The sequence below is a fragment of the Kitasatospora sp. NPDC094015 genome (assembly GCF_040304075.1).
In the GTDB taxonomy this organism is placed as follows: domain Bacteria; phylum Actinomycetota; class Actinomycetes; order Streptomycetales; family Streptomycetaceae; genus Kitasatospora.
Genome location: NZ_JBEOUL010000029.1, coordinates 37,847 through 61,500 on the forward strand (window position 1 = coordinate 37,847; position 23,654 = coordinate 61,500).

The following is a 23,654-nucleotide window of genomic DNA, read 5'->3' on the forward strand; positions in this document are numbered from 1 at the left end:
CCCTACTTGCTCCCGACGGCCTGCTTGACCAGGGTGCGGCCGAAGTCCCACATCAGCCCGCTGCCCCGGTGGGCGTCGTCCATCACCTCGGTGAACGCGCCGACGAAGCGGTCCACCTCCCGCTCGGTGATGATCAGCGGCGGGATCAGCTTGATGACCTCCAGGTGGTCGCCGGACACCTGGGTGAGGATCCGGTGCCGCTGGAGCAGCGGCACCACCACCATCTGCGCGAACAGGCCCTTGCGCGCCGCCTGGAGCGCCGTCCACCCGGTCCGCAGCTTCAGCGACCTGGGCCGCCCGAACTCGATGCCGATCATCAGGCCGCGCCCGCGCACGTCGGCGAGCAGCTCGTACTTCTCCACAAGCGCCGCCAGCCGCTCGCGGAACAGGTCGCCGACCCGGCGGGCGTTCTCCACCACCTGCTCGTCCCGCATCACCTGGAGGGTGGCCAGACCGGCCGCCATCGCCTGGGCGTTGGAGCCGAAGGAGGCGGAGTGCACCAGCACCCGGTCCATCGAGGAGTACACCTTGTCGAAGATCCAGCCCTTGCCCAGGGTGGCGCCGATCGGCACGTAGCCGCCGGAGAGCGCCTTGGCCGCGCAGACCAGGTCGGGCAGCACCCCTTCCTCGTGCTGGTAGGCGAAGAAGTCCCCGGTCCGCCCGATGCCGGTCTGCACCTCGTCGCAGATCAGCAGGGCCTTGTGCTCGTGCAGGAGTTCCTGCGCGGCCCGCAGCCAGCCGGTCGGAACGGCGTTCACGCCCTTGCCCTGGATCGGCTCCACGATCAGCGCGGCGACGTCGCCCCGGCGCAGCTCCTTGGCGAGCGCGCCGAGGTCGCCGAGCGGGATCGAGCTGTCCGGCAGCAGCGGCCCGAAGCCCTTGCGGAAGCCGGCCTCGCCGTTGACCGAGAGCGAGCCGGCGGTCAGCCCGTGGAAGGCGTGGTCGCAGTACAGCACCCGGCTCTTCCCGGTGGCGCAGCGGGCGAACTTCAGCGCGGTCTCGACCGCCTCGGTGCCGCTGTTGCCGAAGAACACCCGGTCCAGTCCGGGGGTGTGGGAGAGCAGTTGCTCGGCCAGCAGGCCGGGCAGCGGGGAGCAGTCGAAGCGGGTCAGGTCCGGCAGGTCGAGGTCGATGACCTGGTGCAGCGCGTCGCGGACCACGGGGTGGTGCCGACCGAGCGCGAAGATGCCGAAGCCGGCCAGCATGTCGAGGTAGGAGTTGCCGTCGGCGTCGTAGAAGTACGGCCCCTCCGCCCGCTCGTAGTACTTGTCGAAGCCGATGGTGTGCAGCATCCGGGGCAGCTGCGGGTTGAGGTACTTGGCCTGGAGCTCGTACCGCTCGGCGCCGCGGGCGGCGAGCAGGGCGGACAGGTCGAGCGGGCGGGCGGGGCGGTCAGCCGGCATGGTGCGGGTTCGCTCCTCTGATCGGCAGCAGGTGCTTGGCGAAGGCGGCGGTCTGGGCGGCGACGCCGGTGCCGGTGAGCCCGATCTCCTCGAGGATCTCGCCGCGGCCGGCGTGGTTCAGGAACTCCTGCGGGATGCCGAGGTCGCGCAGCGGCGTGTCCACGCCGCCGTCCCGCATGGCCTGGGCGACGGCCGAACCGACGCCGCCGGCGCGGCCGTTGTCCTCGACGGTGACCACCAGCCGGTGGGCCGCCGCGAGCGAGACCAGCGCCGGGTCGACCGGCTTGACCCAGCGGGGGTCGACCACGGTGGCGGTGAAGCCCTCGGCGGCGAGCAGGGCGGCGGCGTCCACGCAGGCCGGGGCCATCGCGCCGACGGCGACCAGCAGGACGTCGGGGTTGGGGCCGGTGCGGGCCAGGACGTCGACGCCGCCGATCCGTTCGACGGCGGGCACCGCCGGGCCGAGGTCGCCCTTGGGGAAGCGCAGCACGGTGGGCGCGTCCGACACCGCGACGGCCTCGCGCAGCTGGGCGCGCAGCTGCTCGGCGTCGCGCGGGGCGGCCAGCCGCAGGCCCGGCACGACCTGGAGGATCGACATGTCCCACATGCCGTTGTGGGAGGCCCCGTCGTTGCCGGTGACCCCGGCCCGGTCGAGCACGAAGGTGACGCCCAGGCGGTGCAGGGCGACGTCCATCAGCACCTGGTCGAAGGCCCGGTTGAGGAAGGTCGCGTAGACCGCGACCACCGGGTGCAGGCCGCCGGTGGCCAGGCCGGCGGCGCTGGCCACGGCGTGCTGCTCGGCGATGCCCACGTCGAAGGTGCGCTCCGGGTAGGCGGCGGCGAACTTGGCCAGGCCGACCGGCTGGAGCATGGCCGCGGTGATCGCGACCACGTCGGGGTACTCGGCGCCGAGGGCCAGCAGCTCGGTGCCGAACACCGAGGTCCAGGAGGTGCCGGCGGAGGGCGAGATGGGCAGGCAGGTGTACGGGTCGATCGGGTTGACCGCGTGGAAGCGGTCGGCCTCGTCCTGCTCGGCGGGGCGGTAGCCGCGGCCCTTGACGGTGAGGCAGTGGACGATCACCGGGCCGCCGTAGTGCCGGGCCTGGCGCAGGGCCTGCTCGACGGCGCCGATGTCGTGGCCGTCGATCGGACCGAGGTACTTCAGCCCGAGGTCCTCGAACAGGCCCTGCGGGGCGAAGGCGTCCTTGAAGCCCTTCTTGGCGCCGTGCAGGGCGTCGAAGATCGGCTGGCCGACCAGCGGGGTGCGCTGCAGGGCCTCCTTGCCGCGGGCCAGGAAGCGTTCGTAGCCCTGGGTGGTGCGCAGGGTGGCGAGGTGGTGGGCGAGGCCGCCGACGGTGCGGGCGTAGGAGCGCTCGTTGTCGTTGACGACGATGACCAGCGGACGGTCCTTGGCGTCGGCGATGTTGTTGAGCGCCTCCCAGGCCATGCCGCCGGTCAGCGCGCCGTCGCCGATCACCGCGACGGTGCGGCGGTCGTCGCGGCCGAGCAGCTGGTTGGCCTTGGCGATGCCGTCGGCGTAGCCGAGGGCGGTGGAGGCGTGCGAGTTCTCGATCAGGTCGTGCTCGGACTCGGTGCGCGAGGGGTACCCGGAGAGCCCGTCCTTGGCGCGCAGCCGGGAGAAGTCCTGCCGGCCGGTGAGCAGCTTGTGCACGTAGGCCTGGTGGCCGGTGTCGAACAGGACGCGGTCGTGCGGGGAGTCGAAGACCCGGTGCAGCGCGATGGTCAGCTCGACCACGCCGAGGTTGGGGCCGAGGTGGCCGCCGGTGCGGGTCACGGACTCGATCAGGAAGTCGCGGATCTCGTCGGCCAGCAGCGGGAGGTCCTCGGCCGGCAGCCGTCGGAGGTCGGCGGGCCCCTTGATGGTGGGCAGAAGTGACATGGCTTCACCTCGCGGCTCGTTCAAAGCGATGACTGTCGGGGTCCAGCCTGCGGCCGCGGCGGGCCGCTCGCCTGTTGTGCCCGGACCGTCCGCGGGTCGGCGGGCGGTCCGGGCCGGATGCCGTCAGCCGCCGCGGTTGGCCGAGAGGGTCTCGCGGGCGGCGCGCAGGGACTCCTTGAGCGAGCCCATGGTGGCCAGGACGGCGGTGGGCTCGTAGCCGCAGTGCGCCATGCAGTTGTCGCAGCGCGGGTCCTTGCCGCGGCCGTACTTGGCCCAGTCGGTCTTCTCGATCAGCTCGCGGTAGGTCGGGACGTAGCCGTCGGCCATCAGGTAGCAGGGCCGCTGCCAGCCGAACAGCGAGTAGTTCGGGATGCCCCAGGCGGTGCACTCGAAGTCGACCTTGCCCTCCAGGAAGTCCAGGAAGAGCGGGCTGTGGTTGAGCCGCCAGCGCAGCCGGTTGCCGCCGGAGAAGGCCTTGCGGAAGAGCTCCCTGGTCTGCTCGACGCCGAGGAAGTGCTCCTGGTCGGGCGCCTTCTCGTAGGCGTAGGCCGGGGAGATCATCATCTCGTCGACGTGCAGTTCGTCGTTGAGGTAGTCGAGCACCTCGATGATGGTCTGCGGGGTGTCGGTGTTGAAGAAGGTCGAGTTGGTGGTGACCCGGAAGCCGCGCCGCTTGGCCTCCTTGATCGCCTCCACCGCCTCGTCGAAGGTGCCCTCCTTGGCCACCGAGGCGTCGTGCCGCTCGCGCAGCCCGTCGATGTGGACGGTGAAGGTGAAGTACGGCGAGGGGGTGAACCGGTCGAGCTTCTTGCGCATCAGCAGCGCGTTGGTGCACAGGAACACGTACTTGCGGCGGGCCACCAGCTGGCGGACGATCTCGTCGATCTGGGGGTGCATCAGCGGCTCGCCGCCGGCGATGGAGACCATCGGGGCGCCCGACTCCAGCACGGCGCCGACCGCCTGGGCGACCGGCATGCGCTGCTTGAGCACCCCGGCCGGGTGCTGGATCTTGCCGCAGCCCTCGCAGGCCAGGTTGCAGGCGTAGAGCGGTTCCAGCTCCACGATCAGCGGGAACTTGTCCCGCCGCTTGATCTTCTGCTGCATGAGGTAGGTGCCGACCCGGATGGTCTGACGCAGCGGCATGGCCATGACTAGCTCGCCTCCTGAGGGAGCGTCGAGGGCTGTGGGTGAGCCTGGAGAGGTGCGGGGTCGGGATTCCCGGCGGTCGCGGTCGCCTGCCGGTGCCAGGCGGTGAGGGCGGGTACGGCGGCGCGCAGCGAGCGCCAGGCGCGCAGCCCGGCGGGCAGCGTGCCGGGCCGGATCAGCTCCCGCTCGGGGGTGTCGACCACGATCCGCAGCACCGCGGCGGGCAGCTCGGGCCGCAGCTCGGCCCGGGCGGCCAGGACGGCGGCCGCCTCCATGTCGACGGCCATCGCGCCGGAGGCGTGCAGCTCGGCCCGCTCGTGGCCGCGGACCACGTGGTCGGCGGTGTGGTGCAGGCCGGTGTGCACGGTGAGTCCGCGCGCCCGCAGCGCCTCGGCGAGCGGGCCGGCGGAGGCCAGGTCGAACCGCCTGCCGTCGCCGTCCCGGACGGCGTCCGCCACGATCACCTCGCCGGGGTTGACGCCGGGGGCGACCGAGGCGCCGAAACCGGCCACCACCAGCGCCCCGTAGCCCTCCCCGGCGAGCAGGCGGCCGACGCTGCGGCTCGCCCGGCTGCGGCCCATGCCGGTCCTGGCCAGCACCGGCGGGCGCTCGGCGCCCGCCCAGTCGCCGCCGCGCAGGGCCCACTGTTCGGGGCCGAGCGCGCACAGCACCAGCAGCGGGCCTTCGGTCATCGTCTGCCTCCGCCCAGAGGGGTGCCGTTGACGTACCGGCCGAGCGCGGTCACCGGGAAGACCAGCCGGTACAGGTGGTAGTTGATCGAGAAGTCCCACGGGAACCCGGTGCCGGTGAACTGCGGCTCGTCCCAGGTGCCCTCCGGCAGCTGGGTGTCCACCAGCCAGCGCACGCCGCGCTCGACGGCCTCGCCGGCCCGGCCGAGCGGCCCGTCCGGGCCCTCGCCGGCCGCCATCAGCGCCATCAGCGCCCAGGCGGTCTGCGAGGCGGTGGACTCCCCGCGCCCGGCCCACCGCGCCGGGTCCTCGTAGGAGCGCATGTCCTCGCCCCAGCCGCCGTCCGGGTTCTGCCGGTCCTCCAGCCAGCGCACCGCCCGGCGGATCGCCGGGTGGGCGGGGCCGAGGCCGGCCGCGACCAGGGCGGGCACCACCGAGCCGGTGCCGTAGACGTAGTTGGTGCCCCAGCGGCCGAACCAGGAGCCGTCCTCCTCCTGGTTGGCGAGCAGCCAGCCGACGCCCCTGCGGGTGCGCCGGTCGCCGGCCAGGCCGACCTCGGCGAGCATCTCGACCACGTGCGCGGTGACGTCGGCGGACGGCGGGTCGATCACCTCGCCGAAGTCGCAGAACGGCAGCTTGTTGGGGAGCCGGCTGGTGTTGTCCACGTCGAAGGCGCCCCAGGCGCCGTTCCTGGACTGCATGCCGAGGTTCCACTCGACGCCCCGGTGCACCGCGCCGGCCAGCCGCTCGACGTCCGGGTGGGCGATCCGGCGCAGCGCCAGCACCACCTCGGCGGTGTCGTCGATGTCCGGGTAGGTGTCGTTGTGGAACTCGAAGGCCCACCCGCCGGGCGCGAGTTCCGGGCGCTTGACGGACCAGTCGCCCTTGACGGTGATCTCCTCGCCGAGCATCCAGTCGGCGGCCGCCACCAGCGCGCTGTGGTCGGCGGGCAGGCCGGCGTCGCGCAGGGCGATCGCGGCCAGGCAGGTGTCCCAGACCGGGGACTGGCAGGCCTCCAGCCAGCGCCGGCCGTCCTCGGTGTGCACGGTGAAGCTGTCGAAGGAGGCCAGCCCGGCCTTCAGCACCGGGTGGTCGAGCGGGTAGCCGAGCAGGTGCAGGGCGATCAGCGAGTAGACGGCGGGCGGCTGGATGCCGCCCCAGCAGCCGTCCGCCTCCTGCCGTTCGACGATCCACCGGCCGGCCCGGGAGAGCGCCAGCCGGCGCAGCGGGCGCAGCGCGTACCGGTGGTAGACGTGCATCAGCCGGTCGAGCCGTTGGAAGAGGCCGTCCCAGGTGCGGGCGGGGGCGAGCGGCCGGGCGGGGTACGGGTCGGCCGGGTCGGTGTGCAGCTCGGTGAGCGCGAACGGGGCGGGCCGGACGGGGCGGCTGGCGGAGACCACCGTCAGCGGCACGATGGTCTGCCGGGCCCAGCAGCCGAAGTCGTAGATGTTCAGCGGTGCCCAACTGGGCAGGAAGATCAGCTCGGGGGGCAGCTCGGGGAGTTCCTCCCACGGCCACCAGCCGAACAGGGCGAGCCAGATCCTGGTGAAGACCCGGGTGGCGGCGATGCCGCCGCGGGCGCGGACGAATTCGGCGGCGGGCCGCATGTGCGCGGCCTCGGGATCGTCGCCGGCCAGCCGGAGCGCGAGGTACGCCTCGACCGTGGCGGACAGCTCGGGCGGGCCGCCGTGGAAGGTGGCCCAGGTGCCGTCCGGGCGCTGCTGCGAGCGGATCCAGGCGGCGCTCGCCCTGGTCTGCTCCTCGGTGCGGATGCCCAGGAACTGCCGCAGTAACAGGTCCTCGGCGTCCATGGTGACGTTGGTCTCCAGGTCGCCCTTCCACCAGCCCTCGGTGCTCTGCAGCGATAGCAGGTGCGTGGTGGCCCTGGCCAGGGCCACTGCGGCCGGTGAAGAATCGTTTGCCCCTGCCGGGGCCGGGGCCCGGCGCGGGCCCGCTCCGTCGGGGACCGGCGGGCGGGCACCCACCGCGGCCGGCTCGGGATCGTACTCGGGGTCGAGCCGGCCGCCCGCGGTTGCTGTCACCTTGACGTCACCTCTCTCGTACCACCACGAATTCGGCGAGTGCCACGAAGTGCTCGCGCACCTCGTGGGCCATCGGCACCTCGTCCAGTGCGGCGAGGGCAGTCTCGTACTGGCGGCGGGCCTCGTCCTGGGTCCAGGCGCGGCCGCCGGCCCGCTCGATCAGGGCGGCGCGGGCGGCGAGCGCGGGTTCGCTCTCCTCACCCCGGCCCTTGGGGTCGGCCAGCTGCTCGGCCAGCTGCCGGGAGGCCTCGCCGCCCTCGGCTAGCGCGGCGGCGACCGGCAGGGACTTCTTGCGCTGGCGCAGGTCGCCCCAGTGCGGCTTGCCGGTGACCTCGGTGGCGCCCCAGATGCCGAGCAGGTCGTCGACGGCCTGGAAGGCGAGGCCGAGGTGGTGGCCGTAGCGCTGGAGCGCGTCGGAGACCTTGTCGTCCGCGCCGGCCAGCACCGCGCCGACGGCGGCGGAGGCGGCCAGCAGGGCGCCGGTCTTGTTGCCCTCCATCTCCAGGCACTCCTCGACCGTCACCACGTCGCGGTGCTCGAACGAGAGGTCCTGGGCCTGGCCGTCGATCAGCTTGCGGGTGGCGGTGGTGATCAGGCGGACGGCCCGGGCGGCGTCGGCCGGGGTGGCCTTGCCGCTGACGGCCGCGTCCAGCAGCACCTCGGTGCCGAGCGTGGCCAGCGCGTCGCCGACCAGGATCGCCTGGGCCGGGCCGAAGACCGTCCACGCCGTCGCCCGGTGCCGTCGGAACTCGTCACCGTCCATCAGATCATCATGGAGCAGCGAAAAGTTGTGCACCAGCTCGACGGAGACCCCGCCGGGCACCCCGTGCTCGGCCGGGGCCCCGGCCGCCTCGGCCGAGAGCAGGGCCAGCGCGGGCCGTACGGCCTTGCCGCCGTCCCCCGAGGCGGGGGTGCCGTCCCGGTCGATCCAGCCGAAGTGGTACGCGGCGACGGTGTCCATCGGTGCGGCCAAACGGGCGACGGCGGCGCGCATCGGCGGCGTGCACAGGCTCCGGCCGCGGGCGAGCAGCTCGGCGACCGACGGGGTGTCCCGGACCGGTCCGGACCCAGCGGGCCGGGCGATCGAGCCGGTGCGTGCCTCCACGTGCGTTCTCTCTTCCTGGGTCGTGAACCCGGCCGCCTCGGACGGCCGGTCTGCTGCGATGTCGGTGGTGGTGGTGGGGCGGGCCGTCATCGGGGCCACCGCCCGTCGCCGCGGTCGACCGGCCGGTGACCGGTGCCGGGGCCGTCGGCCAGGGCGGCGTCGGCCGCCGCGTGGCCGCTGCGGACCGCGCTCTCCATCGTGGCGGGCCAGCCGGTGGCCGTCCACGAGCCGGCCAGCAGCACGCCGGCCAGGGCCGTCCGGGCCGCGGGCCGCAGTGCCGCGGTGCCGGGGGCCGGGTCGAAGGTGGCGGTGCGCTCGCGGGTGACGAAGAAGTCCAGCACCTCGGCACCGCGCGCGGCCGGCAGCAGCCGCTCCAGCTCGGGCAGGTAGCGCTCGCGCAGCTCGGCGACCGGCAGGTCGATCTCGTCCTGCACGGCCGACTGGGAGAGCGCCAGGTACTGGGCGCCGGGGACGGCGAGGCCGGAGTGGGCCGTCCGGTCGAAGACCCACTGCACCGGGGAGCCGAGCGCCGCGAAGAACGGCTTGCGCAGCAGCTCGCGGTCGTAGATCGCGTGCACGTTGAGGATCGGCGCCGTGCCGAGCTCGGTCAGCCGGTGCTGCCCCTCGATCGCGCCCGGCGGCAGCAGCGCGGCGGCCGCGTCCTGGGCGCCGGCCAGCACCACGGTGTCGGCCGTGAGCAGCTCGCCGCTCTCCAGGCGTACGGCGTGCTGCTCGGCGGGCTTGAGCTCGACCGCGCGCGAGCGCAGCAGCACCCGCACGCCGGCGCGCTCGAGCTCGGCGAGCGCGGCGTCGTGGTGGATCGCGCCGAGCGGGACGCTCGCCATCCCGATGTCGGAGGCGCCCGGGTCGGAGAGCAGCCCGGTCTTGAACACCATCGCGGCCAGCGCCAGCGAGGTCCGGTCGGCGGTGGCGTTCAGGGTGGCCACGCCGACCAGGTCCCACAGGGCGGCCAGGGTGGCCGGGGTCTGGCCCTGGCGGCGCAGCCAGTCGCCGAAGGAGATCCGGTCCAGCGCCGGGTCGGCGAGGTCGAGCGCCTTCAGGGCGAGCGCGGCCCGCACCACCCGGGCGCGGTCCACCGGGCCGAGGTGCGGGTAGCGGGCGAGGCTGCCGGCCAGGTGCAGCGGGACGGGCAGGCCGGCTCGCCGCAGCCGGCCGAGGGTGCGGGTGCCGTCCGCGCCGAGGCCGAGCACCGGGATGTCCAGCCGGGGCTGGAGATCCACCAGACGGCCCGCGCCCAGCCGGTCGATCAGGCCGCGGTAGGCGGTGCAGCAGCGCAGGAAGACGTGCTGGCCGTTGTCGACGGTCAGCTCGCCGCGGCGGAAGGAGAAGGCGAGGCCGCCGAGCCGGGGCCGGGTCTCCAGCAGCGTGACCTGCCGGCCGGCCTCGGCCAGCCGCAGCGCCGCGGTGATCCCGGCCAGGCCGCCGCCGACCACGACGGCGGAGGGCCGCCGAGCAGCTACTCGTGCCGACATCAGCCTCTCCCCCCGTGGTAGTGGTCCTTCCGTCGCCCGGCGGTGGACAACGCTCTCCGAGACACGCGTGATTCCCAGCTGACACAGCGTGACATACCTGGCGAGAGAATCAAGAACGCCCTCCGGCGAGCCCGGACAGTGCCACGTATGCCTTCTGCCAGCCGGGGAGCGAGACCCGGCCGCGCAGCACCGACTCCGGTTCGGCGGCGATCCGGGCGAGCAGCCGGTGGTAGATCCCGGCCATCGCGGCGGTGCAGGCACGGCTGCGGCGGTCGAGCATCGGCAGCAGCCGCAGGCCCTCCTCGAACGCCCGCTGGGCACGGTCGGCCTCGAACGCCACCAGGCCGGTGAAGTCGGCCCCGGCGGGCATCCGGGCGCTGTCGAAGCCGTCCCCGCAGCCGAACCGGACCAGGTCCTCGGTGGGCAGGTAGGTGCGGCCGTTGGCGGCGTCCTCGCGCAGGTCGCGCAGGATGTTGGTGAGCTGCAGGGCCAGGCCCAGCGTGTCGGCGTACCGCTCGCCGAGCTCCGGGTCCTCGCAGCCGTAGACGCCGAGCGAGAGCCGGCCGATCGAGCCGGCCACGCAGCGGCAGTAGACCTTGAGGTCCTCGAAGGTCTGGTACTCGACGCCCTTGAGGTCCATCTCGACGCCGTCGATCAGCTCGTCGAAACCGCCGAGCGGGATCGGGAAGCGCCGGGCGGCGTCCGCCAGGGCGACCTTGATCGGGTCGGTGTCCTCCTCGGAGACCGCCCCGGCCCGGATCTGGTCCAGCAGGTCCCGGGTCTGCCGGAGCTGCTCGGTCTTGCGCTCGGGCGGCAGCTCGCCGTCCCCGATGTCGTCGACCCGGCGGGCCAGCGCGTAGAGCGCCGACATGGCGAGCCGCTTGGACTCGGGCAGCAGCCGGATGCCGTAGCTGAAGTTGCGGGCCTGCAGGGCGGTGACCGCCTCGCAGTACCGGTATGCGGCCATGACCGGCGCCGACGCCAGTGGTGATGCCCCCACTCGGGCACTCACCTTCCCTTCGCGAAGAGTGCCGCCGCCTTCACTGCGAGGCGGCGCTTGTCCGGCTTGGCCTGATGGGCCAGTACGTCGTACCCGGCGGACTCGATGGCCGCCAGGGCCGCGTACCCGCCGGCGGTGAATCCCGCCAGCAACAGTCGGAGCCTTCCTCGAACCGTACCCACCAGCGGCGCGCCGTGGTCGAGCAGGGTCCGTGCCCGGGCCGCCTCGAAGGCGATCAGCTCGCGGACCCGGGGCCCGGCGCTGGGGGCCGCGAGGTCGGCCTCGGTGACCTCGAACCGCGCCAGGTCCTCGGCCGGAAGGTAGATCCGGCCGCGGCCGAGGTCCTCCGCCACGTCCTGCAGGTGCTCGATGATCTGGAGCGCGGTGCAGATCTGGTCCGAACGGGTGATCCGGTCGGGGGTGGAGCGGCCGGCGATGGCCAGCACCAGGCGGCCGACCGGGTCGGCGGAGAGCGTGCAGTAGTCGAGCAGGGCCCGGTAGGTCGGGTAGCGGGTGGTCTCCTGGTCGACCCGGTTGGCCTCGATCAGCCGGCGGAACGGCTCGGGGGTCAGCCCGTGCCGGTCGACCACCGGCACCAGGGCGCGCAGCAGGGGGTGGTGCGGGCGGTCGGCGCCGGCCGGGCGCAGGGCACTCTCGAAGACCCGGTCGAGGTCGCGCTCCAGGCCGTCCAGCAGGGCCGGCCGGAAGCCCGGGTCCGAGGGAGCGCTCTCCACGCCCAGCAGGCGGGCCGCCGCGGCCGGATCGGCGAGGTCGCCGTCGCCGGCGTCGTCGACCAGCCGGGCGAAGCCGTAGACCGCCATCAGGTCGGTGCGCCAGGCGGCCGGGAGGAAGCCCGGGGCGACCGGGAAGTTCTCCAGGTCGGCCTTGCCGAGGGTGCCGTCCTCCGCCCCGCCATCAGTCGGGTTATCTGATTTAGCTGAAGCCGCCACTGCCGTCACTCCCCCGTTCTACACCGGCGGGCCCCTTCGGCCCGCCTCGGACACGCCTCACGGGGCCGAGTCGGGGGAGGTCCCCGGTTCGGCCCCAGCCTCGCAGCCCCCGACCCCGCGGGGAAGACCGCCCGTACACGACGGAGGGGCCGGTGCCGGGCTTGCTCCCGGTACCGGCCCCCGCCGCGTCACCTGCGGACGGTCAGGGACGCTCGCCCCGCTCGTAGGCGGAGACCACGTCCTCGGTGAGACCGTCCATGACCAGCTCGCCGTGCTCGATCCAGATGGTCCGCTCGCAGACCTCGCGGATCGAGTTGTTGTCGTGGCTGACCAGGAAGACCGTACCGGCCGCCTTGCGCAGCTCGTTGATCCGCTCCTTGCTGCGCTGCTGGAAGGCCTGGTCGCCGGTGGCCAGCGCCTCGTCGATCAGCAGCACGTCATGGGTCTTGGCCGCGGCGATGGAGAACCGCAGCCGGGCGCCCATGCCGGAGGAGTACGTGCGCATCGGCAGCGAGATGAAGTCGCCCTTCTCGTTGATCCCCGAGAAGTCGACGATGTCCTGGTACCGGCTGCGCACCTCCTCCTTGGTCATGCCCATCGCCAGGCAGCCCAGCACCACGTTGCGCTCGCCGGTGAGGTCGTTCATCAGGGCGGCGTTGACGCCCAGCAGCGAGGGCTGGCCGTTGGTGTAGATGCCGCCGCGCTCGGTCGGCAGCAGGCCGGCGATGGCCGCCAGCATGGTCGACTTGCCGGAGCCGTTCGAGCCGATCAGGCCGACCGCCTCGCCCTTGTACGCGGTGAAGCTGATCCCGCGCACCGCGTGCACCTCGCGGATCGAGGGCGAGCGCTTCTTGCTGATGATCCGGCTCAGCGCCGAGGTGGCACTGCCCTTGCCGGCGCCGGCGCCGTGCACCCGGTAGACGATGTGCACGTCGTCGACGACCACGGTCGGGACCCGGGCGCCGTCGTTCTGGGCGTCGCGCACGGCGCTCTTCTCCAGGCTCTTGGTGATTGCGGTGTCAGCCACGGCCGTACTCCTCCTCGGCCTTCCAGAAGAAGACGTAGCCCACGACGAAGGCCACCACGGCCCAGGCGATGCCCAGCTCCCACTGGTGGTGCGGCAGGTTCTGGTGGTTCGGGGTCGACTTGGCGTAGATCTCCGGGACCATGGCGAACCGGACGAGGTCCATGTAGACCGAGGCCGGGTTGACCGTCATGATCACCTGGATGTAGTGCGGCCAGTTGTTGATCCGGTCCTGGATGCTGTACATCACGCCGGACATGTACAGCCAGGCGCGCATCACGAACGGGATCAGCTGCGAGATGTCGCTGGTCTTGGCGCCGATCCGGGCCATCATCAGCGCCAGGCCGGTGTTGAACAGGCTCTGCAGGATCAGCGCCGGGATCACCAGCAGCCAGGTGCCGGTCGGCGGGATGCCGCTGGCCAGCACGATGCCGACCAGGACCACCATCGAGATCAGCAGCTGCTGGAGCTGGATCACGGTGAAGGCGATCGGCATCGAGGCCCGGGGGAAGTGCAGCGCGCGGATCAGCCCGAGGTTGTCCGAGATCGCCCGGGTGCCCGCCTGCACGGCGCTCTGGGTGAACTGGAACACGAACACGCCGATGCAGAGCCAGGCGATGTAGTGCGGGATGCCCCGGTTCTCGAGGATGACGCCGAAGACGATGTAGAACACCAGGCAGTTCAGCAGGGGCGTGGCCACCTGCCAGACCTGCCCCAGCTTGGCGGTCGTGTACTGCGCGACCAGCCGGGCCGTGGCGAAGGCCATGATGAAGTGGCGCCGGTTCCACAGCTGCCTGGAGTAGGCGAAGAGGCCGGGGCGGCGACCGCTGACCGTCAAGCCGTACTTGTCCGCCAGCTGCTTGGGGGTCAGGCCCGCGTCCGCCCCCCTCGGGGCTGAGAGGCTGACGGAATCACTCACTGTCGACACATTCGTCCTTTAGCGGGATCGATGGTCCGGCCCACGCCTGGGTTGGCTGAGAGGTGGGCCGGGGCCGGATCCGGGGGGATCACGGGGGGACAAGCCGGACGGCAGAGGGGCTGCCGCCCACTGCGATCAGATGATTGGCGGTCTGCCCAACCTGGTCAGTCGCCATACAGTACGCCATCGCATCGGACGGCGCGGGCCGCAGGGTTCGCGCCATCCGGCCCGGAACCCGCCCACCCAGGCCTTGATCGCGTCACCGGACGGACGGCGGGCCAGCGTGAGCAGGAACCAGGTTCCCAGGTAGAGAGGCACCAGCAGGGCCGGAAGGTTCCGCCGGGCCAGCCAGACCCGGTTGCGGGCCACGTTGTGCAGGTAGGTGGCGTGCCGGCCGGGCGAGGTGGTCGGGTGGTGCAGCACCACGTCGGCGCGGTAGTCGATCGACCAGCCGGCGTCCAGCGCGCGCCAGGCCAGGTCGGTCTCCTCGTGCGCGTAGAAGAACTCCGCGGGCAGCTGGCCGGCCGAGCTGAACACCTCGCTGCGCACCGCGCTGGCACCGCCCAGGAAGGTGGTCACCGGGGAGGAGTGCAGCGGGTCGCTGGCGCGCAGCCGGGGGACGTGCCGGCGCTGGGTGACGCCGGTGTCCGGGTCGGCGATCCGGAACGAGACGATGCCCAGGCGCGGGTCGGCGGCGAACGCCTCGCGCAGCAGGTGGGCCGAGTCCTCGTTGGGCAGCGAGCCGTCGTCGTCCAGGAACAGCACGGCGTCGACGTCCTTGCCGTCCCGGCCGAACAGTTCGATGCCGACGTTGCGGCCGCCGGGGATGCCCAGGTTCTCGGGCAGCTCGACGCTGCGCACGCCCTCGGGCAGCGGCGGCAGCGGGGCGCCGTTGCCGACCACCGCCAGCTCGACCGGCGCGCCCTGCTGGGCCCGGACCGAGTCGATCAGCGCGGTCAGCTCGGCCGGCCGGTTGCCCATGGTGATGATCACCGCGCCGAGGCGGAAGTCCTCGGCACTCATCGCAGCCTGCTGGACAGGACGATGCTGAGCAGGTGCAGGACGGTCTGCAGCATGGCGATGGCGGCCAGTACCACGACCGCGAGCCGGGTGAAGAACAGGTCGCTGTGCACGGCGTCCGCGATCCCGGCCGCCAGGATGAACAGCGAGGCCTCGACCGCGCCGACCAGGCGGTGGAACTTCAGCAGCGAGGCGGCCCGGCGGGCCTTGGCCACCGTGGTGGAGCGCGGCACCGCGGCGCTGTCCTCGACCGCGGTCAGCCCGCTGCGGGCCCGGGCCACGTCGACCAGGTCGGTCTCCGACTTGATCAGGATCGCGCCGAGGGCGGCGAGGGTGCCCAGGAAGGCCCACTCCCAGCTGGCGGCCGCGCCCTCCTGGTGGAAGAGGTCGGCGGCGCGCAGGCCGAGGCCGGTGAGCAGCGCGGCCTCGGACATGTAGTGGCCGACCCGGTCCAGGTAGACGCCGGTCAGCGAGGTCTGCCGGCGCCAGCGGGCCACCTCGCCGTCGACGCAGTCGAGCAGCAGGTAGACCTGGATGAGCAGGGCGCCGAGGACCGCGCCGGCGAGGCCGGGCACCAGCAGCGCGGCGCCGGCCAGGATGCCGGTGAGCATCATCAGGTAGGTCAGCCCGTTGGGCGTGATCACCGTCATGGTGGAGAGCACCCGGGTGATCCGCAGCGAGATCTTCCGCATGTAGAGGCGGCCCGCCCAGTGCTCCGCGCTGCGGCGCTGGAGCATGCCCTCGGGGTGGATGACGGCGCGCAGCTCCTCGATCGAGGGGCGGACCGTGAGGTCGACCGCGGGGCGCTCGCCGGAGGTGTCGGCGGTGCGGTCAGCTGTTGACGGCTTGGACATAGTCGGCGTACGCGTCCCTGATGTCTGATGGGGAGAGGTCGAGGTGCTCGAGGATGGTGAAGCGGCCCGGACGGGTGTTCGGAGCGTAGTGCACCGCCTCGGTGAACTCAGCTCCGGAGAAGCCGATCTCGTCCGCGGTCACCGGCAGTCCGTGGCTCCGCAGGCGGTCCACGACCAGGCCGGTCAGCTCGCGCTCGCCCCGCAGGTGGCAGGCGAAGGCCGCACCGAGGCCCACCTGCTCGCCGTGCTGGGCGGACCGCTTGGGATACAGCACGTCCAGGGCGTGCGAGATCTCGTGGCAGGCACCCGAGGACGGCCTGGTGCTGCCAGCGATGTTCATCGCGATGCCGGACAGTACCAGGGCTTCGGCGAGCGCCGTCAGGAGGTCCTGGTCCTTGAGGGCGCCCGGGTGGCGGAGCAGGTTCTCGCCGGCCGCGCGGGCCATCGCGACCGCCAGCCCGTCCAGCGGTTCGCCGGTGACGGCGTGGGACAGCTCCCAGTCCGCGCAGGCGGAGATGTTGGAGATGACGTCGCCGATCCCGGCCGCCACGAAGCGGGCCGGGGCCTGCTGGATCACGTCCAGGTCGACCACGATGCCGATCGGGCCGGGCACCCCGTAGGAGCCGCGGCCGGCGTCGTTGTCGAGGGTGGAGACCGGCGAGCAGATGCCGTCGTGCGCGAGGTTGGTGGCCACCGCGACCAGCGGCAGGCCGACCCGCGCGGCGGCGTACTTGGCCACGTCGATGATCTTGCCGCCGCCGAGGCCGACGACGGCGTCGTAGTGCCCGGCCCGCATCTCGTCCGCCAGCCGCACCGCGCTGTCCAGGGTGCCGTCCGGCACGTGGAACCAGTCCGCGCCGGGCAGCAGCGGTTCGAGCCGCTCCCGGAGCACCGCGCCGGAGCCGTTGCTGATCGCCACCGCTATCCGGCCGGAGGCGGACAGCCGCTGGTCGGCGAGGATCCCGCCGAGCGCGTCCAGGGCCGCCGGGCGGATCTCGACGAAGACCGGCGACGGGACCAGGCGGGTCAGTACCGGCACGCGATCTCCCGCGCCTTGGAGAGGTCCTCGTGGTTGTCGACCTCGACCCAGGAGACCTCGCCGATCGGCTGGACGTCGATCCGCAGGCCGCGGTCGACCATCTCCTGGTAGCCGTCCTCGTAGTACAGCTGCGGGTCGCGCTCGAAGGTGGCCTGCAGGGCGCTCGCCAGGTCCGCCGCGGCGGACGGGTTGATCACGGTGACGCCGATGTACTCGCCGGTGGCCTCGGCCGGGTCCATCAGCTTGGTGATCCGGCGCATGCCCGCGGCCGGGTCGACGACGACCTTCATCTCCTCGTCGGCGAGCTTCTTCACGGTGTCCAGGGCGAGCAGGATGCCCGGCGCCGTGCCCTCCTTGATCCGGCGGTCGTTGCCGTCGAGCATGGTGCGCTGTACCGACGCGGGGTGCACGGTGTCGCCGTTGGCCAGCAGCAGGCCCTCGGCGAAGAGGTCGCGGGCGCACCAGAGCGAGTAGGCGTTGTTCCACTCCTCGGCCTTGTCGTTCTCGACCAGGGTGAGCTTGACGCCGTACTTCTGCTCCAGGGCGTCCTTGCGGTCGTACACCGCCTCCTTGCGGTAGCCGACCACGATCGCGGCCTCGCGCAGCCCGACCTCGGCGAAGTTGCCGAGCGTGAGGTCCAGCACGGTCCGCTCGCCGTCGACCGGCACCAGCGCCTTGGGCAGGGTGTCGGTGTACGGGCGGAGCCGGCGGCCCGCGCCGGCTGCCAGGACGAGGCCGATCATGCGGTGTCTCCCTGTGTCGTCGTGTGCTGCGGGGCGCTGCGGGTGCCGCCCGTGCCGCGGGGCGGCCGACCCGGCCCCCCTGACCGCCGGCACCCCGCACCGGCCCCGGAAGCCCCCGGACGATGCCCCGGTGCCGCCCGGAAGGCGGTGCACCGTGTCGTAGTGATGGTAGGCGACCACGGGGACCAGCCCGAACGCGGCCGGGACGCCGGTCCGGACGGCGGTCGGTGGTGGTCGACCCGCCGGCAAGCGGAACGCGGGCGTCCGCCGGGAGTGATCATCATTCCGGACCGGTGACCCCACCACAAGCGCCCGGCGGTGCCGTTACGGCGCAGTTTCCGCCCCCGCGAATCGACCTGGTTTGCCAACGGGTGAACGAATGGTCGACACATTCGACCAGTACTCGAACAGTTTCACCATTCATCCATATCGGTACGGCCCGGTAAGGGTCCACATGTGCGTCGGACCAGCACGGGCACTGAGCCATACGGCAGACTGGGGCCCCGACGCCACCTGGTGCACCCCGGCGTTCCCGGGGCACCGGCGCGGCGCAGCCGACCACCGGACCGGGTGGACGGACCCGGGCCCGCACGCCCGGGTGGCGGCGCCGGTCCCCGTGTGAAAGGGGCCTCATGCCCACGAGCTCATCGACCAGCCGGCCGGACCTCTCGACGGGGCTCACCGCCCCGGGCCCGGCCGCCGACCCCGCGGCGGAGATCCTGCTGGAACTCGTGGACGACGAAGGCGTCACCATCGGCACCGCCGAGAAGCTCTGGGCGCACCAGCAGCCGGGCCGGCTGCACCGGGCCTTCTCCGTCTTTCTCTTCGACCAGCAGGGCCGGCTGCTGCTGCAGCGCCGGGCGCTCGGCAAGTACCACTCCCCCGGGGTCTGGTCGAACACCTGCTGCGGTCACCCGTACCCCGGCGAGCCGCCGTTCGTGGCCGCCGCCCGGCGGACCGCGGAGGAGCTCGGCGCGGCCCCCGCGCTGCTCTGCGAGGCGGGCACGGTCCGTTACGACCTCCCCGACGAGGCCTCCGGCCTGATCGAGCGGGAGTGGAACCACCTGTTCGTCGGGCTGGTCACCGCCGACCTGGCGCCGGACCCGGACGAGGTCGACTCGACCCGCTTCGTCACCGCCCAGGAGCTGAAGGACCTGCAGGCCGAGCGGCCGTTCTCGGTCTGGTTCCAGACCGTGTTCGAGGCCGCCCTGCCCGGGATCCAGGAGATCGCCGGCCGCGACTGGTAGCCGGCCGCCCCGGCCCGGGCCCGCACCGCGGGCCCGGGCGCACCGGCTGCGGGGACGGCTTCGAGCTCGCCGGCTCTCGCCGGCTCAGGCCGGCCAGCCACCGCCGTCCGGCTCGATCAGGTCGAGGACCAGCGGGGGCGCGGCCGCGTCCGCGCCCCGCGACCCGGGGCGCTCCCCCGGACCACCGGGGGCGGGCAGCGGCAGGGCCGCCCAGATCACCTTGCCGCCCTCGGCGGTCCGCTCCACGTCGCACACCCCGCCGGCCTGCAGGGTGACGCTCTTCACCAGCAGCAGGCCGCGGCCGCCGAGCCGGCCGAGATCGCTCTGCTGCGCCTTCGGCCGGTAGGGATGGCCGTCCTCGACCGCGATCCGCACCCGGGCCTCGTCGATCCGCAGCTCGGTGGTGACCTGCGGGGAGAGCGCGGCGGCGTGGGTGACCGCGTTGCCGACCAGCTCCGAGACGATCAGCAGGAGATCGTCGATCAGCTCCTGGTAGCGCTCCCCCGTCATGCCTTCGGCGAGCAGCCGGTCCCGGACGGCGTGCCGGGTGCGCGGCACCGACGCCTCGCTGGATTCCGCCGGGAAGCGCCACACCCCGGGCCGGGGCAGTCCGGCCGGCCGCGGGGGCCGCGGCGGGCCGGGTGGGAGCGGCTCCTCGCCGTCGGACGATCTGATCGCCGGGCCGGTGGCCTCGCTGGTCTGTTCCACGGTCAAGCCGCCCTTCGCACGGTGACGGGAGGCTCCGCCGCCGACTGCAGCCAATGCCACCGGCGACCTCTCGGGAATCGGGCGTTCCGCTCAAGGCTCCCTTGGTCCACAGAGGCTAGGAGACCAGCTGTCAGCGGCTGCAGTGCGGACTGGAACTAGGCAGTGGCTGAACAGTTACGACAGTTCACGACCGGATCCGGCCCGGATGGATCCGTTCCTGCCACAGATCGCGGAAACGTCACGGCGCGATCGATCAGGCCCCGGGACCCGTCAGTGCGCGGGCGGCGCCGCCCGCGCACGGCGGGAGCTCCGTCCGTTTTGGGAGGATCCGTCACGGCACGGTCCGGAACCCGGTCGAGGCACCCCGGCGAGCGGCAGATATGCAGGTGAGGAGCGGTCCGCGGGCCTGGTAGTGTTCTCTCTGTCGCCGCGGGGCGAACGAAAGTGAAACCCGAGGCAACACACCCGGTCCGGGTGGCGGAATGGCAGACGCGCTAGCTTGAGGTGCTAGTGCCCTTTATCGGGCGTGGGGGTTCAAGTCCCCCCTCGGACACCAGCAGAGACCCCAGTTGATCTGGGGTCTTTCTGTTTCTCCGGCCGTGGCGCCCGAGGCGGGCGCACAGCCCTTCCGGCAAGCCCCTGGCGTACGCGTCGTGGGCATCGTCATGCCCGAGCGGACAGGGTCAGACGGCTACCGCACGCACGAGCATCGTGCCTACGGTCCTGCCTTCCGGCGGGTCGATGACGGATGCGGACGCACCGGTGAATCCGTGGCCGGCGAGGAGTCGTTCCCAGGCGCTCGGGCTGTGGTCGTACCGCATCCCTGCCCTGCCCGGTCGCGGACCCTGGCTTCCGGCAGGGAGATGCGAGAACGCCAGAATGCCGCCCGCTGTCATGCGGGACCGGATCAGTGGCAGCAGAGTCTCCGGATCGACGAACCAGACAGCGCCGAAGATCGAGAGCACGACATCGAACGTCTGGTCCGTCCCGCTCAGGAACGCCGTCGCCTCCGCGGTGCGGAACTCAAGTCCGGGCAGATCACCCCAGCGCTCCCGTGCCGCAGCCTCGCGGGCGGGGGCAATATCCACCCCGAGACCGGCCGCGCCGCGAGTCACGAGGTGCGCCACATTGCTCCCGCTCCCCGACCCGAGTTCCAACACCCGGCGCCCGGCCACAGGACCGAGAAGACTCTCGTTCGGCCCGTGATCGGCGTACTGGGTCCAGTTCAGCCAGGTCGTGTCTCCGTTGGCGTTCTCGGCCCTACGGGGCGTACTCCCGATCGCGTACCTGTCCCAGGACTCAGCCAATGACATGCCGTGTTCCTCTCCGGGAGCGGGGCCCAGCCCAACGTACTGAGATGAGCCCCAACGACCAGCGGACCGCCGTCCCGCGCGTCGCGCCCGTCCCCCAGCAAGCATTGAGCGGTACTCGACTCTTCCGTCATGAGGAAGGTTGGTCACGCGACCGACGCATGACCGACAGCGCCCCGAAGCCGCAGGAAACAGCAGCAAAGAGTGCGGGTCAGGAGACATCCTGGCCCGCGCTTTGCGTTGCGGGCTGCGGCCGCCGGGCCGGTCGGGGGCTGGAACCGGGGCGGTGGGGGCGGCGTCCTGGCGGGAGGGGGTCCGCCGGGGGCGGCGGGTGAGAGGGGTGGGGCCGGTGGGTACGGCGGTTCGGTTTGTCGCGGGGGTCGCGGCGGCGGGGTTCGCGGTGACGGGGTGTTCGGGGGTGGGCGAGCGCGTCGCGGGGCCGCCGGGGGCGGCTGCCGCCGAGGTGACGGTGGTGCGGGGCGCACGGACCTACCCGCTGACCGTCGGGATCACCGCCTGGGAGGTCGGGCCGCACCCCCAGGCCCCCGACCGCGGCGACACGGTGCACGTCTCGTACCGCGCCACGCAGACGGGGATGCTCCCGCCGGTCTCGGTGGAACTCGGGGTGTGCGCGGTGGACGCCGCGGACACCGTGCTGCTCTGCACCACCATCGCCGTGCAGCGGGCGGACACCGGCACCGCGACCGGCGACGCCGACACCTGGCTCGGCCCGGCCACCGGGCCGGACCTGGCCCGCACCGCCCGGGTGCTGGTGCTGCCGGACCAGCTCAGGCCCGGTCCGCACGCCGGCGACCCGAAGGACGGCGACGGGTACCTGCCACCCCGGCTTCCGCTGCCCGGCGACCAGCTGCGGACCCGCTGATCGGCGGCCGTGGGCGGCTTCCGGGACGGTACGTTGGGGGCGTGGTGTCGCATCCCCCCGCCCGCCATCTGCTGCGGGCCAAGGACCTGGTGGACGCGCGGTACGCGGAGCCACTGACCGTGGGCGAGCTGGCCGCCGCGGCGGGGCTGTCGCGGGCGCACTTCAGCCGGGAGTTCCGGCGCGCGTTCGGTGAGCCGCCGCACGTGTACCTGTTGACCAGGCGGCTGGAGCGGGCGGCGGCGCTGCTGCGGACCACCGACCGGCCGATCGCCACCGTCTGCTTCGACGTGGGGCTCAACTCGCTGGGCTCGTTCACCACCAGCTTCACCCGGATGCACGGGCTGACCCCGGCGGCGTACCGGGCGGCGTTCCCGCCCGCCGCCGCGCACGCGATCGTGCCCGGGTGCGTGCAGCGCGCCTACGGGCGGCCGCAACACCGCACGTTTCGAGAAGACGGCGCCGGCGGCCCGCCATAGCGTGACGGTGTCGCCGAACGAACGCGCACACCGGGAGAGTCCGATGCTCAAGATCGCCACCGCACAGCTCTGGGTCCACGACCAGGAGGAGGCGCTCGCCTTCTACACCCGCAAGGTCGGCATGGAGGTCCGCTCCGACGTCACCCTGCCCGAGATGGGCGGCTTCCGCTGGCTGACGGTCGGTCCGGCCGGGCAGGAGGACGTGGCCATCGTGCTGATGGCGATCCCCGGCCCGCCGGTGCTGGACGCCGACACCCAGGCCCAGGTCCGGGAGCTGACCGCCAAGGGGGCGGCCGGCACCGTCTTCCTGACCACCGAGGACTGCGACGCCGCCTACGCCGAACTCTCCGGCCGCGGCGTCGAGTTCAACGAGAAGCCGACCGACCAGCCGTACGGGCGCGACTGCGGGTTCCGCGACCCGTCCGGCAACAACATCCGGCTCACCCAGCTCCGGGAGATGTGACCGCCGCGCCGCCGGACCGGGCGGGCGCCGCCGGGGCCGTTCAGCTGCCTCCGTTGACCACGGAGTTCTGGACGGCCCCGGCGGTCAGCTGGCGCTGCGCCAGGATGCCGTCGTAGGTGCTGTCCTGGACCAGCGAGTTGACCGCCTTGGTCAGCACGTCCCGCAGCTTGTCGTCCGCCTTGCGGACCGCGATGCCGTACGGCCGCGGCTGGAGCTGGGGGCCGGCGACCTCGTAGGTCTGGCCGTTGTCGAGGGTCTGGGCGTTGTAGAGCGCCTTCGGGTAGTCCGTGATGTAGACGTCCACCCGCTTGGCCTTGAGGCTGGTGAGGGCGTCTGCGTCGGCGTCCACCGGAGCCACCTTGAGCGGCTTGCCCTGGTGCTCGCAGGCCTTCTGCTGGCGGGTGGCCAGGTCCTCGTGGATGGTGCCCTTCTTGACCGCCACCGAGCGGCCGCACAGGTCGTCGAGGTTGGCGACCTTGGCCGGGTTGCCCTTGCCGACCATCAGCCCGACACCGGCCATGAAGTAGTCGACGAAGTCGACGCCCTCGTTGATCTGCTTGTTGTCCTTGTCCAGGCCCTGCTGCCGCTCACGGGTGTCGGTGATGCCGGACATCGCCACGTCGTACTTCTGGTCGAGCAGTCCGGGCAGCACGTTCGCGAACGGGCCGACGTCCTGGAAGCGGAACTCCACGCCGAGCACCTTGCCGAGCGCCGCGGCCAGGTCGGGGTCGAGGCCGTCCGGCTTGCTCTGCGGGTTGCGGAAGATCATCGGGGCGGCCGTGTACGAGGCGCCGACCAGGATCACGCCGGACTTGCGGATCGACTCGGGCAGCTGGTCGTGCAGCGAGGACTTGCCGCCCTGGGCGCCGCTGCCGCAGGCGCCCAGCAGCAGGATCCCGGTGGTCGCGGTGGCGACGGCGGCGCAGCGGCGGCTGGTGGAGGCAGTCATGGTGGTACTCCCGGATGGTGATCGCTCGGTGCCGGGGGTTGCTGGGACGGCGGCGGGTCACGCCGACCGCACGCCGCACCGGCCCCGTTCCGACGTGACGTGTCCCGCCCCCGCCGGCGCGGCCGTGCCGCCGCTGAGCTGCGCCAGGAGAGAGAGGCTGGCCAGACTATAGCGGCCGTGGCCACGTCACGAGGCACCGGGGCGGGGAGAGCGGTGCTGGTGGGACGGGGTGCGGGGCCGGGCGGCGGGGTGCGGGGCCACCAGGTACGGACGGCCGGGCCAGCAGGTACG

22 protein-coding genes, 1 tRNA gene and 1 pseudogene are annotated in these 23,654 nt (G+C 72.8%); 5 read left to right on the top strand and 19 right to left on the bottom strand.

Going from position 1 to position 23,654, the window contains the following annotated elements:
• Positions 1-2: 2 nt before the first annotated feature.
• From ABT014_RS27470 to ABT014_RS34600, 16 genes and pseudogenes are all read right to left on the bottom strand, one after another.
• The gene (locus tag ABT014_RS27470; protein WP_350641887.1) at positions 3-1,403 is read right to left on the bottom strand and encodes an aspartate aminotransferase family protein; all 1,401 of its coding nucleotides are present in this window, start codon (positions 1,401-1,403) and stop codon (positions 3-5) included.
• The gene (gene dxs / locus ABT014_RS27475) at positions 1,393-3,303 is read right to left on the bottom strand and encodes a 1-deoxy-D-xylulose-5-phosphate synthase (RefSeq protein WP_350641888.1); all 1,911 of its coding nucleotides are present in this window, start codon (positions 3,301-3,303) and stop codon (positions 1,393-1,395) included. The genes ABT014_RS27470 and dxs overlap by 11 nt, the downstream gene beginning before the upstream one ends.
• Positions 3,304-3,426: 123 nt before the next feature.
• Positions 3,427-4,452: an adenosyl-hopene transferase HpnH gene (hpnH, locus tag ABT014_RS27480; RefSeq protein WP_350641889.1), complete on the bottom strand. Its 1,026-nt coding sequence runs from the start codon at positions 4,450-4,452 to the stop codon at positions 3,427-3,429.
• Positions 4,453-4,454: 2 nt separating this feature from the next.
• Positions 4,455-5,141, bottom strand: a complete 687-nt coding sequence (locus ABT014_RS27485) for a phosphorylase family protein (protein ID WP_350641890.1) — start codon at positions 5,139-5,141, stop codon at positions 4,455-4,457.
• Positions 5,138-7,036 (bottom strand): squalene--hopene cyclase, encoded by a 1,899-nt coding sequence (gene shc, locus ABT014_RS27490; RefSeq protein WP_502895111.1) that lies wholly within the window; start codon positions 7,034-7,036, stop codon positions 5,138-5,140. The genes ABT014_RS27485 and shc overlap by 4 nt, the downstream gene beginning before the upstream one ends.
• Before the next feature lie 151 nt (positions 7,037-7,187).
• Positions 7,188-8,375 carry a polyprenyl synthetase family protein gene (locus tag ABT014_RS27495; protein ID WP_350641891.1) on the bottom strand — a complete coding sequence of 396 codons (1,188 nt, stop codon included), beginning with the start codon at positions 8,373-8,375 and terminating at the stop codon, positions 7,188-7,190.
• Positions 8,372-9,778 (bottom strand): hydroxysqualene dehydroxylase HpnE, encoded by a 1,407-nt coding sequence (gene hpnE, locus ABT014_RS27500; protein WP_350641892.1) that lies wholly within the window; start codon positions 9,776-9,778, stop codon positions 8,372-8,374. The genes ABT014_RS27495 and hpnE overlap by 4 nt, the downstream gene beginning before the upstream one ends.
• 109 nt (positions 9,779-9,887) lie before the next feature.
• A complete protein-coding gene (gene hpnD / locus ABT014_RS27505; protein WP_350641893.1) occupies positions 9,888-10,745 on the bottom strand; it encodes a presqualene diphosphate synthase HpnD in 858 nt (285 codons plus the stop codon).
• Positions 10,746-10,786: 41 nt separating this feature from the next.
• Positions 10,787-11,728, bottom strand: coding sequence for a squalene synthase HpnC (gene hpnC, locus ABT014_RS27510; protein WP_350641938.1), 942 nt, complete (start codon positions 11,726-11,728; stop codon positions 10,787-10,789).
• A 202-nt stretch (positions 11,729-11,930) separates the two neighbouring features.
• Positions 11,931-12,740, bottom strand: coding sequence for an ABC transporter ATP-binding protein (locus ABT014_RS27515; RefSeq protein WP_350641939.1), 810 nt, complete (start codon positions 12,738-12,740; stop codon positions 11,931-11,933).
• Between the two features lie 7 nt (positions 12,741-12,747).
• Positions 12,748-13,680, bottom strand: a complete 933-nt coding sequence (locus ABT014_RS27520) for an ABC transporter permease (protein ID WP_350641894.1) — start codon at positions 13,678-13,680, stop codon at positions 12,748-12,750.
• 126 nt (positions 13,681-13,806) lie between these two features.
• A complete protein-coding gene (locus ABT014_RS27525) occupies positions 13,807-14,694 on the bottom strand; it encodes a glycosyltransferase family 2 protein (protein ID WP_350641895.1) in 888 nt (295 codons plus the stop codon).
• The gene (locus tag ABT014_RS27530) at positions 14,691-15,428 is read right to left on the bottom strand and encodes a CDP-alcohol phosphatidyltransferase family protein (protein ID WP_350641940.1); all 738 of its coding nucleotides are present in this window, start codon (positions 15,426-15,428) and stop codon (positions 14,691-14,693) included. Before ABT014_RS27530 ends, ABT014_RS27525 begins: the two co-directional genes overlap by 4 nt.
• Positions 15,429-15,522: 94 nt before the next feature.
• Positions 15,523-16,584 carry an iron-containing alcohol dehydrogenase family protein gene (locus ABT014_RS27535; RefSeq protein WP_350641896.1) on the bottom strand — a complete coding sequence of 354 codons (1,062 nt, stop codon included), beginning with the start codon at positions 16,582-16,584 and terminating at the stop codon, positions 15,523-15,525.
• Positions 16,572-17,327: a phosphocholine cytidylyltransferase family protein gene (locus tag ABT014_RS27540; RefSeq protein ID WP_350641941.1), complete on the bottom strand. Its 756-nt coding sequence runs from the start codon at positions 17,325-17,327 to the stop codon at positions 16,572-16,574. The genes ABT014_RS27535 and ABT014_RS27540 overlap by 13 nt, the downstream gene beginning before the upstream one ends.
• Positions 17,328-17,459: 132 nt before the next feature.
• A pseudogene (locus ABT014_RS34600) lies at positions 17,460-17,633 on the bottom strand (DUF5941 domain-containing protein); the annotation flags it as partial.
• A 326-nt stretch (positions 17,634-17,959) separates the two neighbouring features.
• On the opposite strand from ABT014_RS34600, the gene idi reads away from it, so the two are divergent.
• Entirely contained in the window at positions 17,960-18,574 is a 615-nt protein-coding gene (idi, locus tag ABT014_RS27550) for an isopentenyl-diphosphate Delta-isomerase (protein ID WP_350641897.1), read from the top strand.
• An 84-nt stretch (positions 18,575-18,658) separates the two neighbouring features.
• Here the strand turns inward: idi and ABT014_RS27555 are convergent, their stop codons facing one another.
• Positions 18,659-19,282, bottom strand: a complete 624-nt coding sequence (locus tag ABT014_RS27555; RefSeq protein WP_350641898.1) for an ATP-binding protein — start codon at positions 19,280-19,282, stop codon at positions 18,659-18,661.
• Positions 19,283-19,750: 468 nt separating this feature from the next.
• On the opposite strand from ABT014_RS27555, the gene ABT014_RS27560 reads away from it, so the two are divergent.
• Positions 19,751-19,838: transfer RNA gene (locus tag ABT014_RS27560), tRNA-Leu, on the top strand.
• 127 nt (positions 19,839-19,965) lie between these two features.
• On the opposite strand, the gene ABT014_RS27565 is transcribed toward ABT014_RS27560, so the two are convergent.
• Complete coding sequence (locus ABT014_RS27565; RefSeq protein ID WP_350641899.1) at positions 19,966-20,814, bottom strand: class I SAM-dependent methyltransferase; 849 nt, start codon at positions 20,812-20,814, stop codon at positions 19,966-19,968.
• A 196-nt stretch (positions 20,815-21,010) separates the two neighbouring features.
• Here ABT014_RS27565 and ABT014_RS27570 point away from each other — a divergent pair, with 196 nt between their 5' ends.
• From ABT014_RS27570 to ABT014_RS27580, 3 genes are read left to right on the top strand one after another with little or no spacing between them, the layout of a single operon-like run.
• Positions 21,011-21,475, top strand: a complete 465-nt coding sequence (locus tag ABT014_RS27570) for a hypothetical protein (protein ID WP_350641900.1) — start codon at positions 21,011-21,013, stop codon at positions 21,473-21,475.
• Between the two features lie 41 nt (positions 21,476-21,516).
• The gene (locus ABT014_RS27575; protein WP_350641901.1) at positions 21,517-21,951 is read left to right on the top strand and encodes a helix-turn-helix transcriptional regulator; all 435 of its coding nucleotides are present in this window, start codon (positions 21,517-21,519) and stop codon (positions 21,949-21,951) included.
• A 43-nt stretch (positions 21,952-21,994) separates the two neighbouring features.
• Positions 21,995-22,414, top strand: a complete 420-nt coding sequence (locus ABT014_RS27580; RefSeq protein WP_350641902.1) for a VOC family protein — start codon at positions 21,995-21,997, stop codon at positions 22,412-22,414.
• A gap of 40 nt (positions 22,415-22,454) precedes the next feature.
• On the opposite strand, the gene ABT014_RS27585 is transcribed toward ABT014_RS27580, so the two are convergent.
• Complete coding sequence (locus ABT014_RS27585; RefSeq protein ID WP_350641903.1) at positions 22,455-23,363, bottom strand: ABC transporter substrate-binding protein; 909 nt, start codon at positions 23,361-23,363, stop codon at positions 22,455-22,457.
• Positions 23,364-23,654: the final 291 nt, after the last annotated feature.